Genomic DNA, 15,501 nt, shown 5'->3' on the forward strand with positions numbered 1-15,501 from the left:
AACGATGGAATCAGGAAAAAACGATGGAAATGGAGGTCAAACATCTTCAACAAAAGGCGAGGAACAACTCAGTGCCAGCAACAGAGGCGTCCAGGGTAATACCTCGTTCATCACTTGAACGCGATCCACCGCTGCCGGCACTTCCACGTGCACATGCAGGCCCGACCAGAGGCTGCGTCTGGCGACCCATTGAAAGTCTTCAAACAATTGGCAAAAGTGCGGCTGTACTGTGGCCTGTTGCGCCCGCCAATCCGCCAGGGGATGACTGCCGGCGCTGACCAGTCCCAGGCCAAAAGGCTTCAGAACGCCGCGCAGCTTACTTCTGGCCGCTGCAAGATAGCCGGCGGCCTGGGACAGGCCCGTGAAGATCGGCGAAGCGACTTCAATTTGCCCCTGGAACATCTCGTAGGCGAAACAGCCATCCAACGCCTTGCTGCATTGCTCGATAGCGGCCGCAGGCGGCTGACCGGCCATGCATCGAGTTTCCAGGTCAGTGATGAAATATTCCTCTTCGATCCCGAACCTGATCTCACTGTTCATCAAGCCTCCCTGCCTGCCGGGACTTACCCCAACGCGGTATCAAGAAACATCATCACACCAAAGCCCATCATCAACCCAAGCGTAGCTGGCGTTTCATGGCCGTTGCGGTGGGTTTCGGGAATCACTTCGTGGGACACCACGAAGATCATCGCCCCGGCCGCCAGACCCAAGGCTACGGGATAGCCGAGGGCGAATGCCGATGAAACGCCCAGGCCGATGATCGCGCCCAACGGTTCCATGAGCCCGGAACCTATCGCCACCAGGGCCGACTTCAAAGCCGAGATACCTGTGACCCGCAGCGCCAGCGCAATGGCAAGCCCTTCGGGAATATCCTGGATGGCGATGGCCGTGGTCAGGGGCAAACCCACCTTCATGTCGCCGTCCGCGAAACTGACGCCGATGGCCATGCCCTCGGGCAAGTTGTGCAGGGTGATGGCCAGGACAAACAGCCAGACCCGGTTGAGGCGTTCTACCTCGGGGCCGCGCCGACCGCTTTTCTGGTGCTCGTGGGGCACAAAACGGTCCAGGCCGACCATCAAGGCCACGCCCAGCCCCATGCCCAGCACCACCACCGCGGCAGACACCAGTTTGCTGCCAGTGATGGCTTCAGCGGCAGCGATGCCTGGAAGGATCAGCGAAAAGGAGCTGGCCGCCAACATCATTCCCGCCGCAAAGCCGAGCATGATGTCCTGGGTACGGACCGCGACGTCCCGCAGTACCAGTGCCATTAATGCGCCCAGTGCCGTAGCGGCAAATCCAGCGGTGCCGCCCAGCATGGCGTAATGCAGAACGTCCGAGTCGGCTTCGGTCAATGCACTGTAGCCACTGAACAGCAGCAGGCAGGTCACGACGATCAACGTCAACCAGAACAGCACCCCCGACCAACTGCTGCCACGGGCCAATTCAAGCCAGGAGCGCGAAGCGCCGCTGCTCGACGAGACGGGATCGGACATAAAAACTCCTATCGATGGTTGGCCCGCTTATTGGGCGCCCGGCAGGCGACAGGTAGCAACTGTTTTGAGCTGCGCAGCGCTCCCTGCTCAAAAGAAAGGGCACTGGTGGCCACCTGAGTTGACTCATCCGGTGACTCACCGAATGCGCCGCCCACAGATATCTGAAGCAATTGCCCGTGGGATAATTTGATAAAGATTGATGGCTGGCGACCGGCGGCAACTATCCACTCGATTGCGGTCAGTCGTCGGTAGTTGTGTAACTCAATGCAAACTTTCAATCGCCCCTCTAATCTATTTGCAGCGCCCGCTAAAGACCCAACCATGGACGAGCCATGACGGCACACCCTAACTTCAAGATCGCGTTGCTGCTGAGTGGCCTGGTGCTTGCCATGGTCGGCGTCCTGACCTTTCAATTGATTCATTGGCAAGTCGCCGACAGCCGCAAGCAAGCGGCACTCTGCGAAGACGCCAAGCAGACCATGAAGAACCTTGAGATCCGCGTACGGGCGCTCGCCTCCGGCTTGACCGTGGAAGCTTATGCCAAGGCTGAAGCCGATGAAGTGGCGGCACTGATCGAGCGACTCGATGCAGCCCGTAATGATGCCGAGGTCGATGCCGTGATCGACGCGCACGCGGCAGCCCTGGAGGCCAAGGGGCAGCCATCGACGCGCAAGTGGGGACAGGGGTGACCAGGCGTTCCTGGAGCAGCGGTTGGTGCGCCAGCGAATCCCGGTGGACGTCAAACAGGAGTTGCGCCGCGCCGCGAAAGCCGTCAGCGACGCGTGTCACTGAGGCGTTTGCACATCCATTTCAGGGCAGCGCATCGATGCTGGCGGGTGGTTGCAGGCCGCCGCACCCAGGGCTTGGCCCAGCGATGCCAGGTACTCGCCAAAACCGCCGGTGCATTTGTAATCCTTGCGCGCGCTGGTCACCACCGGGTTGGACGCGGTCCAGACGATACGCGCACGGATGCGCTCAAGGTCGGCCACCAGGTGTACGTCTTCATGGGCAGCCAGGTGTTGAAAGCCACCGGCGCTTTTATAAGCGGCAGCGCTCAGCCCCAGGTTCGCGCCGTGGATATGCCGGTGATTCTCGATGAACTGATAGCGCTCCAGGTAGCGGCTGCGAACGCCCTCACCGTGCTCATCCCAGTTGTCCACTTCAACCGTGCCGCACACGGCGTCAGCCATGCAGTCGAGTTGGCGGGCGATCCAGTCGGCTGGTACAACCGTATCGGCATCCGTGAACGCCAGCCATTGCACACCCGCCTCCAGTAGTACCTCGGCCCCTGTCGCCCGCGCCTTGCCGACGTTCCTGAAAGAGGCATCGAGTGTCGGCACGTCCATGGCGCGCACCCGCGTGCCGGTGGCATCCGAACAGTCGTCCAGCACCACCAGGATGCTGACTTCGCGCCCCTGCAACTGCGGGTGGCGTGCCGCCACAAGGATGGACGCCAGGCAAGCGCTGATGTGTTGTTCTTCGTTGTGGGCGGGTATGACAACACCGATCATTGGCGTTCCCTCGGATGGGCGAAGTGTGGGCTCTGCAGTTATCGACACTTCGCGTCATCAGAAGGTTTAAAGAATGTACAGCCTCAGGGCAGCGGCCCCTGTTGCGGCTCTGGGTCCGGTCGGTCCTGCACCCACTGCCAGAACAGTTGATACCCCACTGCCAGCACTACCGGCCCGACGAACAACCCGATGATCCCGTTGGACACCATGCCGCCCAGGGCGCCGATCAGGATCACCGGCATCGGTACATCGACGCCGCGCCCCAGCAGCAAAGGCTTGAGCACGTTGTCTACCAATCCGGCGACGAACACGTAGATGGCAAAGATGATGGTCCCGGTGCTCGCGCCCTCGGTGGTGAACACAAAGGCAATCACCGGCAGCGTGATCAGGGTCACCGGCAGCTGCATGATGCCCAGCAGCAATACCGCCAGCGCCAGCAGGCCGGCACCGGGCACGCCCTTGAAGACAAAACCCAACCCCACCAGCAGCATCTGGATAAAAGCGATGCCCACCACGCCGAGGGCCACTGCGCGAATCGTCGCCGTGCACAGCAAAGCGATTTTCGGGCCCTTGGCCGGGCCGCTAACCCGCGCGGCGATCTGCACCGCGCTGCGGCTGCCGCCTTCGCCGTACGCCATGAAAATTCCGGCGATGATCAGGGCGAAAATGAACATCAGGAAACCCATGCCGACCCCGGCCAGCTTGCTCAATAAACCGAGGCTGAAATGCTTGATCTGCGGCAGGTATTTGGCGGTCAGGTCAGGCAGGTTGGTGGAGGCCTGCAGCCAGAGTTCCGTCAGCGGCTTGCCGACCAGCGGCCAGTCGGCCACTGCGGCATTCGGCGGCGGCACATGGAAGGCGCCGTCCTTGACCAGCACCATCGCTCGCTCGACTGAGTCGGCAATGGAGGTGCCCAACAGGTAGATCGGCACCATCAGGATCACGATCGCGGCCAGCACGAGCAGGGTCGCGACGTGCCCCGGCTTGTGCCCGCCTCGCCTCATCAACCGCGTCTGCAGCGGGTAGAGAGTGATCGCCAGGATCAGCGACCACAGCATCAGGTCGCGGAACGGCCTGAAGATCTCGAAGCAGAACAGCACCAGGACGGTAATCAACCCTGCACGAATCAGCACGTCGAGCAGGGTGCGGGTCAGCGCCTTCTCGTTTATCGGGGTGGGCACCATTGATGGCTCCATGCTGGTGGCGAATAGGGTTCGCTCAGCATAGACCCACAGTGGGCGGTGTGAGAGGTCAGCGTAGTTTCAGGGGATCGACCAGCCCGGCCGCGATGGCCATCCCGACCAGGTCAGGCAAGGTGGTGGCTTGCATGCGTTTCATCACGCGGGATCGGTAGAGGTCGACGGTCTTGGCGCTGACCCCCAGTTGCTCGGCTATTTCCCGGGTGGTATAGCCTTGCACCAGTGGCACCAGCACGTCGCGCTCGCGTGGGGTGAGCGTGAGTAGTCGCGCCTTGAGGGCATCATGGCCCTGGACCCCGGAACGGTTCACGGCGCTGTTGCTGAGCGCTTGTTGCACGCTGTCCAGCAGTAACTGCTCGTTGTAGGGCTTTTCGATGAAATCGTGCGCGCCGGCCTTGAAGGCGCGCACCACGATCGGCACGTCGGCGTGGCCGCTGACAAAGATCACGGGCAGGTTCAGGCCTCGGGTGCGCATTTCTTCCTGCACGTTCAGGCCGCCCATCCCCGGCATGCGCACGTCAAGCAGCACGCAGGCGTCGAGGCTGGCATCGCAGGCGTCAAGAAAGGCAACCCCGCTGGTAAATGCCAAGGCCTTGAGGCCAACGGATTCAAGTAGCCACACCGTGGAATCGAGCATCCCCTGGTCATCGTCGACCACGTACACCACGTGCTCCATCACAGCTGCCATTGCGTTATTCCTGTTGTTGTTTGGTCGGGCCGGCAAGCGGCAAGCGGCACATCATCAGCAGCCCGCGGGGTTGGCGCCTGGCCTGCAGCGCCCCACCGAAGCCTTCGATGATGCTGCGGCTCATGGACAGCCCCAGACCCAGGCCATCGGCCTTGCTGGTGTAGAACGGCGTGAATATCTGCTCAAGTTGCGCCTCGCTCACCCCCGGGCCCTGGTCCTGCACACTGAATTCCACAGTCGCACTGCCGCACAGTCCCGCGGCCATGACGATCAGCGAAGGCTGGCCGGGATGTTGTTCGCGATTGGCATCGATGGCATTGCGCAGAATGTTGAGCAGGACCTGTTCGAGCAATACGCGGTCGGCATAAATTGGCGGCAGATTATCCGGCAGCCGATCCTCGATTGTCACTTGGCAATTGCTCGCTTCCCAGGCGCACAAGCGCACCGCCTCGCGGGCGACATCGGCGATGTCCAGGGCTTGCATGCGGCGCTGGCCCTTACGCAGGAAGGCCCGCAGGCGACGGATCACCTCGGAGGCATGGGTGGCGTGGTGGGTGATGCGCTCCAGTCCCTGGGCGACGCGTTCGGCAGCCTGGGGATTGGAGCCCAGGGACTGCAGATAACGTTGGCTGGCGTTGGCATAGTTGACCACCGCGGCCAGAGGCTGGTTGATTTCATGGGCGATGCCAGAGGCCAGTTCACCCAGGGTGACCAGCCGCGCCGTGTGCGCCAGTTCGTCCTGGTGGCGGCGCTGCTGGGTCTCGCGCAGTTCGCGTTCGGTCATGTCCCGCGCCACCAGTGAGTAATAACGCTCCCCCCGCCGCGCGATGGGCCAGCAACACCAGGGATACCGGAACACCCGCGCCCCCGGCCGGGGGCAGCAGCCGGGCATCGGTGCTCCACACGCCATCACGCTCGGCAGCGGCCCAGCCCTGGCGTTGCAGGCGCAGCAGGTCGGCGCTGGCAAACAGGTCCTCCATGGACGGCATCGGTTGTGGCGGGTTGATGCCCAGGATGCGACGCGCAGCGGGATTGAGGTAGGTGACGTGCCCATCGGGGTCGATGAACAGCACCGGGTCAGTATTGGCTTCGACCACTTCGGCCAGGCGGCGATTGTTTTCTTCGGCCTGGACCCGGGCGGTGATGTCACGGGAGACGCTGACCACTTCGACGACGGTGCCGGTGTAGGTCTCGCGGATGGCCCGGCTCGCGGTTTCGAACCACAGGTAGTGGCCGTCTCGATGACGAATCCGATAGGTCATGGTGTGATAACCGTCCTGCTCCAGCGCGTCACGCGCCCGTTGCACCAGGCTCGCCAGGTCCTGGCCGTGGAACAGGCCCTGGGCCATTTGCCCGCGCAGTTCTTCGGGCCAGTAGCCGAGCAGGGTCCAGGACGCGGGCGAGGCATCCAGAAAGCGTCCGTCCGGGGAGTGCCGGGAAATCAGGTCGGTGGTGTTTTCGATGATCAGCCGGTACAGGCGGCGCGCTGTGGCGGCCTCTCGCTCAGCCAGCACCTGCACGGTGGCGTCGCGACAACGGGCGAGCACGCGGTTGTCCTGAGGGTCTGGAATAAAGGTCCAGATCAGCACCTGGTCCTCGAACTGGGCTTCGACGCCTTCGATGGCGCGCTGCTGGTCGAGACAGGCGCGCACCAGTACCCGATGGTTGACCGGCAGAAAACCCAGCACGTCGGTCAGGGGTTTTTCCGCCAGCAGGGCCAGCAGCGCCGCATTAAATTCCTGCGGACGGCCCTGGGCATCGAGCAGCAGGCCCGGTTGTGGGTCGTGGCCCAATAGCGGCGAGCCACGCAACATGCCGTTGACGCTACTGAGCAGGGTCGTCAGCAAGTCGCGAACCCAACCCAGCCAGTCAAAACTCACCCCTTCGCAGACTTCCACCAGCAGCAACCCGGCCTGCCCCGGCTGTAATGCCAGGTCGAACACCTGGCCGTGGCTGATGGCAGCGCGGCGCAAGCGACCGGCCAACCAGCAATCGAGCCGACGCACTTGCGCCAGGTCCAGGCGCCCGGCAGCCGTCAGGGTCTCGAACAGCAGCCGGTCACTGGCCAGCACCGGATCGCCCTGCCCCGGCGGGAAATGCTGGGCGCCGCCCTCATGGCTGTAAATGCCGGACAGCGGTTGCCAGCTCAGGTACACCGCACGCCGCACTTCGGGACAGTCTTGCAGGGCCCGACACAAGGCGTCGGCGCGGGCAGCCATCGGCACGCCCTCGCGTTGCAGGCGCAACCAGCTGTGCAGTCGAACAGGAGTCGGGGTCATCGCGGGTCCGCATTGGGGTGGCGTCCAAGGATATACCGGCACTGGCGACCCGGCGGCATTCATTTGGAGCAGGATGAATACTGTATAGTATATGTACTATACGCTATAGGTTGTACTTCCATACCGATGGCTGAATGTTATATAAAGCAAACCAGACATAAAAGATGCACGCGGCGGCGACGCCGACGAGCCATCTGTAGAGCTAACAATCAGCCACCGAGTACCCGAACATGTCGATCTATGAACAAGGGCTAGGCCCTTCGGCGGTCAATCACATCGCTTTGTCTCCGCTCAGCTTTCTCGAGCGCACTGCCAACATCTATCCCCACTACCCTGCCGTGATCCACGGTTCGATCCGCCGCACCTGGGCGCAGACTTACACCCGCTGCCGGCGCCTGGCGTCGGCATTGGCCGGGCGCGGTATCGGCAAGGGCGACACGGTGGCGGTGATGCTGCCAAACATCCCCGAGATGCTTGAAGTGCACTTCGGGGTGCCGATGATCGGTGCTGTGCTCAACCCCCTCAACGTGCGCCTGGACGCCGAAGCCATCGCGTTCATGCTCCAGCACGGTGAAGCGAAAGTGCTGATCACCGACCGGGAATTCCATGACGTGATCCATGCCGCCATCGGCATGCTCGACCATCCGCCGCTGGTCATCGACGTCAACGACCCGGAATACGGCGAAGGCCAGGCCGTCAGCGACCTGGACTACGAGGCGCTGCTGGCCGAAGGCGATCCGGCGTTCGACTGGAAATGGCCGGTCAATGAGTGGCAAGCCATCTCGCTGAACTACACCTCCGGCACCACCGGCAACCCCAAGGGGTGGTCTACCACCATCGCGGGGCTTATCTCAACGCCTTGGGCAACCAGATGACCTGGGCCATGGGCAATCACCCGGTGTACCTCTGGACCCTGCCGATGTTCCATTGCAACGGCTGGTGCTATCCCTGGACCATCACCGCCCTGGCCGGGGTGCACGTGTTCCTGCGTCGGGTCGACCCGCAACGAATCCTCACCCTGATCCGCGAACATCAGGTCACTCACCTGTGCGGTGCGCCGATCGTGCTCAACGCACTGGTGAACATGCCAGAGTCGGCCAAGGCCGCGATTGATCATCCGGTCAATGCGATGGTCGCCGGCGCGGCACCGCCGGCCAAGGTCATCGGTGCAGTGGAACAGATGGGCATCAAGGTCACACACGTCTACGGCCTGACCGAAACCTACGGCCCGGTAACGCTCTGCGCCTGGCACGCCGAATGGGATGAACTGCCCCTGGACGAACGGGCGCAGATCAAGTCCCGCCAAGGCGTGCGCTACCCGACGCTGGAAGGGGTCATGGTCGGCGACTCGAAAACGCTCGAACCGACTCCGCGCGACGGCCAGACTATCGGCGAGGTGTTCATGCGCGGCAACACCGTGATGAAGGGTTACCTGAAAAACCCGACGGCCACGGCCGAGGCATTTGAAGGTGGATGGTTTCACACCGGCGACCTGGCGGTGTGTCATCCCGACGGCTACGTCGAGATCAAGGACAGGCTCAAGGACATCATTATTTCCGGTGGCGAGAACATTTCCACCATCGAGCTGGAAGGCGTGTTGTATCGCCATCCGGGCGTAATGGAAGCAGCAGTCGTTGCGCGTCCTGATGAGAAATGGGGTGAGACCCCTGCGCCTTCATCACGCTCAAGGCCGATTACCAGGATGTGCGCGAGGCCGACATCATCAGTTTCTGCCGCGAACACCTCGCCGGTTTCAAAGTCCCGCGCACGGTGATCTTCACCCTGCTGCCCAAGACCTCGACCGGGAAGGTCCAGAAGTACGTCCTGCGAGACAGGGCCAAGGCACTCTAACCCGAACCAGCACTACCCCTCAGGCGGCAGGTCGATTTCCTGCCGCCTCGGGCTCGTGCAGGCCGAATTTGGCCTTTCACACCGATAACAACAAGACAAGGTGGAGCTTCCCATGATCGACATCCATTCAACCGATACCCAGCGCTGTGAACGCATTCGCGGCAACCCGAAATTCCTGCAGCTGGTCAACAGCCGTTCACGCCTGGCCTGGTCGCTCAGTGCGGCGGTACTGGGCACCTACTACGTGTTCATGGCGGTGGTGGCGTTCTTCCCGCAGTGGTTGCACGCCCCGCTCGCCGAGCACCGCATGATGACGCTGGGCATGCCGGTAGGCGCAGCAATCATCGTGTTTTCCTGGTTGCTGACGGGATGGTACGTGTACCGCGCCAACACCCGCTTCGATGCGCTGGGCGCAGCCGTTCTCGAGGAGAGCAAGTAATGAGCATCCTGCGTAACTTCCTGATTGCCGCCGCCGGCCTTTTGCCTGCGAGCCTGGCACTGGCCGCGCCGCTGACCGGCGTCGCCGAAAAGCAACCACTGAACCTGCATGCGATCGGCATGTTCTTCGTGTTCGTCCTGGGCACGCTGGCGATCACCTGGTGGGCCGCACGCCAGACTAAATCCACCTCTGACTTCTATACCGCAGGCGGTGGCATCACCGGCTTCCAGAACGGCCTGGCGATTGCCGGCGATTACATGTCTGCAGCCACGCTGCTGGGGCTGTCGAGCCTGGTATTTGCCAAGGGCTATGATGGCTTCATCTACACCATCGGCTTTTTTGTCGGCTGGCCGATCATTACTTTCCTGATGGCCGAGCGCTTGCGCAACCTGGGGCGCTACACCTTCGCCGACATCGTTTCCTATCGGCTGGACCAGAACAAAGTACGGATCTTTGCCGCGTTCGGTTCACTGACCGTGGTGTGCTGCTACCTGATCGTGCAGATGGTCGGTGCCGGTCAGTTGATCAAGTTGCTGTTCGGTCTCGACTACCCGGTGGCCGTGGTGATCGTCGGTGCATTGATGCTGGTGTACGTGATCTTCGGCGGCATGATCGCCACCACCTGGGTACAGATCATCAAGGCCGTGTTGCTGCTCGCAGGCGGAACGACCCTGGCGGTGATGGCCATGTCGCAGTTCGGCTTCAGCTATGAAGCCCTGGCAACACGGGCGGTCGAGGCACATGCCAGCGGCTGGAACATCATGGGCCCAGGCTCGATGCTCGCCGACCCGATCAACACCGCCTCCATGTCCCTTGGCCTGGTGTTTGGCATTGCCGGCCTGCCGCACATTCTGATGCGCTTTTTCACCGTGCCCAATGCCAAGGAAGCACGCAAGTCGGTGTTCTACGCAACGGGCTTCATCGGCTTCTTCTTCCTGGTGGTCTGCACCCTGGGTTTCGCCGCAATGGTGATCATCGGCACCGATCCGCAGTACTACGTCAACGGCGAAGTCGGCGGCACCCTGATAGGTGGCGGCAACATGGTTGCCATGCACCTGGCCAAGGCAGTGGGCGGCAACCTGTTCTTCGGTTTCCTCTCGGCGGTGGCCTTCGCCACCATCCTGGCGGTGGTGTCCGGCCTGGCACTGGCCGGTGCTTCGGCAATCTCCCACGACCTTTACGCCACGGTCTTCAAGAAAGGCAAGGCGACCGAGAAACAGGAAATGCGCGTTACCCGCATGGCCACCGTCGGCCTTGGCATCATCGCAATCCTGCTGGGCATCCTGTTCGAGAAGATGAACGTCGCGTTCCTGGTCGGCCTGACGTTCGGCATCGCCGCGTCGACCAACTTCCCGGTGCTGATCATGGCCATGTACTGGAAAGACCTGACCACCAAAGGCGCGATCATCGGCGGGTTTGCCGGTCTGATTTGCGCCTTGGTACTGGTGATCCTGTCGCCTGCCGTTTGGGTGACCGTGCTGGGCCATGCCCACGCCATCTTCCCCTACGACCACCCTGCCCTGTTCTCCATGCCGCTGGCGTTCCTGGTGATCGTCGTGGTGTCGAAACTCGACCGCAGCGTGCGGGCCGGCAAAGAGCGTGATGCCTACGCCGACCAGTTTGTCCGGGCCCAGACCGGCCTGGGTGCCGCCAGCGCGTCCAGCCACTGATTGACCGGGCGCGCCCGTCCATGACGGGACGCGCCCATCGCCTAACCCTGTGAGGTTCACGTAATGCCCGAATTCAAAGCTCCGCTGCGCGATATGCGCTTTGTGCTGCATGAAGTGTTCGAAGCCCCGGCCTTGTGGGCGCGCCTGCCAGCCCTGGCCGATAACGTCGACGCCGCCACCGCCGATGCCATTCTCGAGGAAGCGGCCAAGGTCACCTCGCATCTGATTGCACCGCTTAATCGCAGCGGCGACGAAGAAGGCGCCCAGTGGCAGGATGGCCAGGTCAGCACGCCGATCGGTTTCAAACAGGCGTACGCCACCTATATCGAAGGGGGCTGGGTGGGCCTGTCGGGAAACACCGAGTTCGGCGGCATGGGCATGCCGAAGATGCTCGCCGTGCAATTCGAGGAAATGCTCTACGGCGCCAACTCAAGCTTCGCCCTGTACTCGGCACTGAGTTCCGGTGCCCGCCTGGCGCTGGATGCACACGCCAGCGCCACCTTGAAAAACCTTTATCTGCCGCCCATGTACGAAGGTCGCTGGGCCGGCTCCATGTGCCTGACCGAAGCCCACGCCGGCACCGACCTGGGCCTGATCCGCACCCGCGCCGAACCGCAGGCCGACGGCAGTTTCCAGATCACCGGCAGCAAGATCTTCATTACCGGCGGCGACCAGGACCTGACCGAAAACATCATCCACCTGGTGCTGGCCAAGCTGCCAGACGCACCCGCCGGGCCAAAAGGCATCTCGCTGTTTGTGGTGCCTAAGATTCGCGTCAACGCCGACGGCTCCCTCGGCGCCGCCAACGCCGTCAGTTGCGGCTCGATCGAACACAAGATGGGCATCAAGGCTTCGGCCACCTGCGTGATCAACTTCGACGGCGCCAGCGGCTGGCTGGTGGGCGAGGCCAACAAAGGCCTGGCAGCCATGTTTACGATGATGAACTACGAACGGCTGTCGATCGGCATCCAGGGCATCGGTTGCGCTGAAGCGTCCTACCAGAGCGCGGTAACCTACGCCCGCGAGCGCGTGCAAAGCCGTGCCCCTACCGGCGCCATGGCCCCCACCCAGGTGGCCGACCCGATCATCGTCCACCCGGATGTGCGTCGCATGCTGTTGACCATGAAAGCCATGACCGAAGGTGGCCGGGCGTTCGCCAGTTACGTGGGACAGCAACTGGACCTGGCAAAGTTCTCCGACGATGCCAGCGAGCGCGACAGTGCGCAAAACCTGGTGGCCTTGCTGACGCCAGTGGCCAAGGCGTTTTTCACCGACAGCGGCCTGGAAAGCTGCATTCACGGACAACAGGTTTTCGGGGGCCACGGCTACGTCCGCGAGTGGGGTCAGGAGCAATTGGTTCGCGACGTGCGCATCGCGCAGATCTATGAGGGCACCAACGGCATCCAGGCGCTTGACCTGCTCGGGCGCAAAGTGGTGGCCAATCATGGCGTGGTGCTGCGCCAGTTCACTGACGAGATCCGCCGCTTCGCGGACCAGCCCGACGCGCCCTACGCGGCACAACTGCTGGATGCGGTACGGCGCCTGGAAAACCTCAGTGATTGGGTGCAGGACCGGGCCGAGACCAACCGCAACGAAGTCGGCGCCGCGTCGGTGGAGTACCTGCACCTGTTCGGTTACGTCGCCTATGCCTGGCTGTGGGCGCGCATGGCGCACGTGGCCGGCAAGCAGCGCAACACCGATGAGGCGTTCTACGGCGCGAAGATCGCCACCGCCGACTTCTACATCCACCGCCTGCTGCCGCGCATCCTGAGCCTTGAGCAGTCCATACGCGCCGGCAGCGCCTCGCTCTACGGCCTGACGGCTGAGCAGTTCTAACGATTGAACCGCGCGCGGCGCCTTGCTCCTCTCTTTCAGGCGTCGCGTTTTTTATTCAGCAGCCTCGCCAGCTCGGCGAGGGTCGCCAGATCCGATTTCTCATAATAAAAACAAAGGGGCTTCACCATGGATCGTCACACCTGCAATCTCGCGACCCGACTGCTGCTGGCCGGTGGCGTCATCAGCCTCTCGGCCCCGGCTTCCGCTGATTTCATCAAGGACAGCAAAGCCAGCGTGGAATTGCGCAATTTTTACTTCAACCGCGACTTTCGCCAGGACAATGCAGCGCAATCTAAGCAAGAGGAATGGGCCCAGGGTTTCCTGATGCGCTTCGAATCGGGCTTCACTGCCGGGACCATTGGCGTCGGGTTCGACGCCATCGGCCTGCTCGGTATCAAGCTCGATTCCAGCCCTGATCGTGCCGGCTCCGGCTTGCTCAAGCGCCATGCCGATACCCGCCAGGGCGCCCATGACGAGTACGCTGAAGTGGGCCTGACGGCCAAGGTTCGCGCGGCAAAAAGTGTACTGAAACTGGGGACACTGTTGCCCAAGTTGCCAACCGTGCTGGCGAACGATTCACGCCTGTTGCCGCAGACCTTCCAGGGCGGCCAGTTGAGTTCGCTGGACATCCAGGGCCTGACCGCAGACGCCGGGCGCCTGACCCAGGTCAATCAACGTGATTCCTCGAACTACGAGGACATGGGCATCACCCGTACGGGCGCCAAGGGCATCATTACTCGCCACCTGGCCAGCGACAGCTTCGACTTCGCCAGCCTCAACTACAAATGGACGCCTGATCTGGCCACCGGCTACAGCTACGGTCATCTGGATAATTTCTACAGCCAGCATCTGGTCAACCTGACGTACGTCCTGCCGATCACCGTGGGCCAGTCGTTAAAAACCGACCTGCGCTTCGCCCGCTCCACCGACGACGGCGGCAGCAATGTCGACAACAATGCCCTGGGCGCGATGTTCACCTACACCCTGGGCGGAAATGCCTTTGGCCTCGGCTACCAGAGCATGAGCGGCGACACCGGTTATGCCTACATCAACGGCACCGACGCGTTCCTGGTGAACTTCGTGCAAATCGGCGATTTCGCCAGCAAGGACGAAAAATCCTGGCAGGCGCGCTACGACTACAACTTTGCGGCCATGGGTATTCCCGGCCTGACCTTCATGACCCGCTACCTCACCGGCTCGGACATCGACCTGGGCAACAACCGGCCTGAAGGCAAGGAATGGGAGCGCGATACCGATATCGGCTACGTGGTGCAGAGTGGGCCACTGAAGAATGTCGGGCTGAAATGGCGCAACGCGACAGTGCGCTCGACCAACTTTGGCAGTGACCTGGATGAAAACCGTCTGATTGTCAGTTATACCCTGCCGATCTGGTAAGCAATGCCTCGTCCCCACCCTGTGGGGACGATTTAACGGGGCGCACCGGCTGGTAAAGGCGCTCTCGAGGGCACTGGCGATGAGAGTAGGATAAGATGCCTGCAAACCAGGCTCGCCGCGAGACGCCCCGCATGACCGATATCACCCCCGCCTGATCAAGAAGTACCCCAACCGCCGACTCTATGACACCCACACCAGCAGTCACCTGACGCTGGCGGACATTCGTCAACTGGTCGTCGACAAGGTGCCGTTCCAGGTTGTCGACGCCAAAAGCGGCGAAGACCTGACGCGCAGCATCCTGCTGCAGGTGATCCTGGAAGCTGAAAGCGGTGGCGAGCCGATCTTCACCAGCGAGATGCTGATGGGCATTATCCAGTTCTACGGGCCCTATCAGGGTGTGCTCGGCAGTTACCTGGACAAGAGCATCCAGACCGTTATCGACATCCAGTCCCAGACGGGCGCGCAGTCTTCCGAAGCCTGGAGCACCTTCATGCACCAGCAGGCTCCGGTGATGCAGGACTTGATGCGCCAGTATGTCGATCAGTCCAAGGCGCTGTACCTCAATACCCAGAATCTGTTTGGCATGTTTGGCGCAACGCCGGATGCCAAAGGCGGCCCGAAAAAAATGGCGACGGGGAATAAACCCGTCGCCATCGGTGCAGCTGGCCTGAACTGACTTACTTGTTACCGGTGGTAGCCTTGCCGCCGGCTTCTGGTGTGGCTTTTCCCGGCGCTGCGCTCGCGGCCTCGAAACCACTCTGAGCCACATCGGCCGCCTGCTTAGCGGCTTTTTGTGCGCTTTCAAAGACCGTACCGGCGTTCGCCAGGCCCGACTTGAATGCGGCAACTACCGGTTCCGAACCCGCTGGCGCGTTCTTGCTCAAGGTTTCCACGAACTCTTCAACCTGCCGGGTGCCGGATTCGACCTGGCTGGAGGTCAGTTTGGCGATGTCCGACTGGGTGTCGACGATCAGCGCCTGGACCTGACGGTTGAACTCGGCCAGGCGTTCGCCCTGGGCACTTGGTTGGGTCAACGAAGCCTGCAGCTCGGCAAAACCCTGAGGATCACGCACAGCCAGCAACTTGCGAACGCCTTCGAAGTGTTCCTCGGTGGAGTCGCGCAGGGCCTTGAACTGCAAC

11 protein-coding genes and 3 pseudogenes are annotated in these 15,501 nt (G+C 62.1%); 7 read left to right on the top strand and 7 right to left on the bottom strand.

The features are described from left to right. Positions 1–51 precede the first annotated feature (51 nt). Together JFT80_RS08765 and JFT80_RS08770 are read right to left on the bottom strand one after the other, a co-directional pair. Positions 52–540: pseudogene (locus tag JFT80_RS08765) on the bottom strand (glutamate-cysteine ligase family protein); the annotation flags it as partial. 23 nt (positions 541–563) lie between these two features. Beyond that, on the bottom strand, positions 564–1,493 hold the full coding sequence (locus JFT80_RS08770; protein ID WP_122839781.1) for a ZIP family metal transporter: 930 nt from the start codon (positions 1,491–1,493) through the stop codon (positions 564–566). Positions 1,494–1,825: 332 nt separating this feature from the next. Between JFT80_RS08770 and JFT80_RS08775 the strand changes: the two genes are divergently transcribed. Further along, the gene (locus JFT80_RS08775) at positions 1,826–2,182 is read left to right on the top strand and encodes a hypothetical protein (RefSeq protein WP_242482860.1); all 357 of its coding nucleotides are present in this window, start codon (positions 1,826–1,828) and stop codon (positions 2,180–2,182) included. A 96-nt stretch (positions 2,183–2,278) separates the two neighbouring features. Here JFT80_RS08775 and JFT80_RS08780 read toward each other — a convergent pair whose 3' ends face one another. From JFT80_RS08780 to JFT80_RS08795, 4 genes and pseudogenes are all read right to left on the bottom strand, one after another. After that, entirely contained in the window at positions 2,279–3,004 is a 726-nt protein-coding gene (locus tag JFT80_RS08780; protein ID WP_122839779.1) for a glycosyltransferase family 2 protein, read from the bottom strand. Positions 3,005–3,087: 83 nt separating this feature from the next. After that, on the bottom strand, positions 3,088–4,188 hold the full coding sequence (locus tag JFT80_RS08785; protein WP_122839778.1) for an AI-2E family transporter: 1,101 nt from the start codon (positions 4,186–4,188) through the stop codon (positions 3,088–3,090). 67 nt (positions 4,189–4,255) lie between these two features. Continuing rightward, positions 4,256–4,891 carry a response regulator transcription factor gene (locus JFT80_RS08790; RefSeq protein ID WP_122839777.1) on the bottom strand — a complete coding sequence of 212 codons (636 nt, stop codon included), beginning with the start codon at positions 4,889–4,891 and terminating at the stop codon, positions 4,256–4,258. Positions 4,892–4,895: 4 nt separating this feature from the next. After that, positions 4,896–7,170: pseudogene (locus JFT80_RS08795) on the bottom strand (PAS domain S-box protein). A gap of 230 nt (positions 7,171–7,400) precedes the next feature. On the opposite strand from JFT80_RS08795, the pseudogene JFT80_RS08800 reads away from it, so the two are divergent. From JFT80_RS08800 to JFT80_RS08825, 6 genes and pseudogenes are all read left to right on the top strand, one after another. Next, positions 7,401–9,021 (top strand): annotated as a pseudogene (locus JFT80_RS08800) (acyl-CoA synthetase). 112 nt (positions 9,022–9,133) lie between these two features. Continuing rightward, positions 9,134–9,460, top strand: a complete 327-nt coding sequence (locus JFT80_RS08805; RefSeq protein WP_201147613.1) for a DUF485 domain-containing protein — start codon at positions 9,134–9,136, stop codon at positions 9,458–9,460. Further along, positions 9,460–11,130 (top strand): cation acetate symporter, encoded by a 1,671-nt coding sequence (locus JFT80_RS08810; RefSeq protein ID WP_201147614.1) that lies wholly within the window; start codon positions 9,460–9,462, stop codon positions 11,128–11,130. Before JFT80_RS08805 ends, JFT80_RS08810 begins: the two co-directional genes overlap by 1 nt. 63 nt (positions 11,131–11,193) lie before the next feature. Continuing rightward, positions 11,194–12,966 (top strand): acyl-CoA dehydrogenase C-terminal domain-containing protein, encoded by a 1,773-nt coding sequence (locus JFT80_RS08815; protein WP_201147615.1) that lies wholly within the window; start codon positions 11,194–11,196, stop codon positions 12,964–12,966. A gap of 126 nt (positions 12,967–13,092) precedes the next feature. Beyond that, positions 13,093–14,361, top strand: a complete 1,269-nt coding sequence (locus JFT80_RS08820; RefSeq protein WP_201147616.1) for an OprD family porin — start codon at positions 13,093–13,095, stop codon at positions 14,359–14,361. Between the two features lie 205 nt (positions 14,362–14,566). Then, entirely contained in the window at positions 14,567–15,037 is a 471-nt protein-coding gene (locus JFT80_RS08825) for a PHB accumulation regulatory domain-containing protein (protein ID WP_242482861.1), read from the top strand. Between the two features lies 1 nt (position 15,038). Here JFT80_RS08825 and phaP read toward each other — a convergent pair. After that, a partial coding sequence (phaP, locus tag JFT80_RS08830) for a TIGR01841 family phasin (protein WP_201147617.1) occupies positions 15,039–15,501 on the bottom strand: 463 nt, incomplete at its 5' end.

The organism is Pseudomonas sp. TH10, assembly GCF_016651255.1.
Taxonomy (GTDB): domain Bacteria; phylum Pseudomonadota; class Gammaproteobacteria; order Pseudomonadales; family Pseudomonadaceae; genus Aquipseudomonas.

Coding starts and splice junctions, on each gene's coding strand:
- JFT80_RS08770 (WP_122839781.1), bottom strand. CDS start 1,493: ATGTCCGATCCCGTCTCGTCGAGCAGCGGCGCTTCGCGCTCCTGGCTT.
- JFT80_RS08775 (WP_242482860.1), top strand. CDS start 1,826: ATGACGGCACACCCTAACTTCAAGATCGCGTTGCTGCTGAGTGGCCTG.
- JFT80_RS08780 (WP_122839779.1), bottom strand. CDS start 3,004: ATGATCGGTGTTGTCATACCCGCCCACAACGAAGAACAACACATCAGC.
- JFT80_RS08785 (WP_122839778.1), bottom strand. CDS start 4,188: ATGGTGCCCACCCCGATAAACGAGAAGGCGCTGACCCGCACCCTGCTC.
- JFT80_RS08790 (WP_122839777.1), bottom strand. CDS start 4,891: ATGGCAGCTGTGATGGAGCACGTGGTGTACGTGGTCGACGATGACCAG.
- JFT80_RS08805 (WP_201147613.1), top strand. CDS start 9,134: ATGATCGACATCCATTCAACCGATACCCAGCGCTGTGAACGCATTCGC.
- JFT80_RS08810 (WP_201147614.1), top strand. CDS start 9,460: ATGAGCATCCTGCGTAACTTCCTGATTGCCGCCGCCGGCCTTTTGCCT.
- JFT80_RS08815 (WP_201147615.1), top strand. CDS start 11,194: ATGCCCGAATTCAAAGCTCCGCTGCGCGATATGCGCTTTGTGCTGCAT.
- JFT80_RS08820 (WP_201147616.1), top strand. CDS start 13,093: ATGGATCGTCACACCTGCAATCTCGCGACCCGACTGCTGCTGGCCGGT.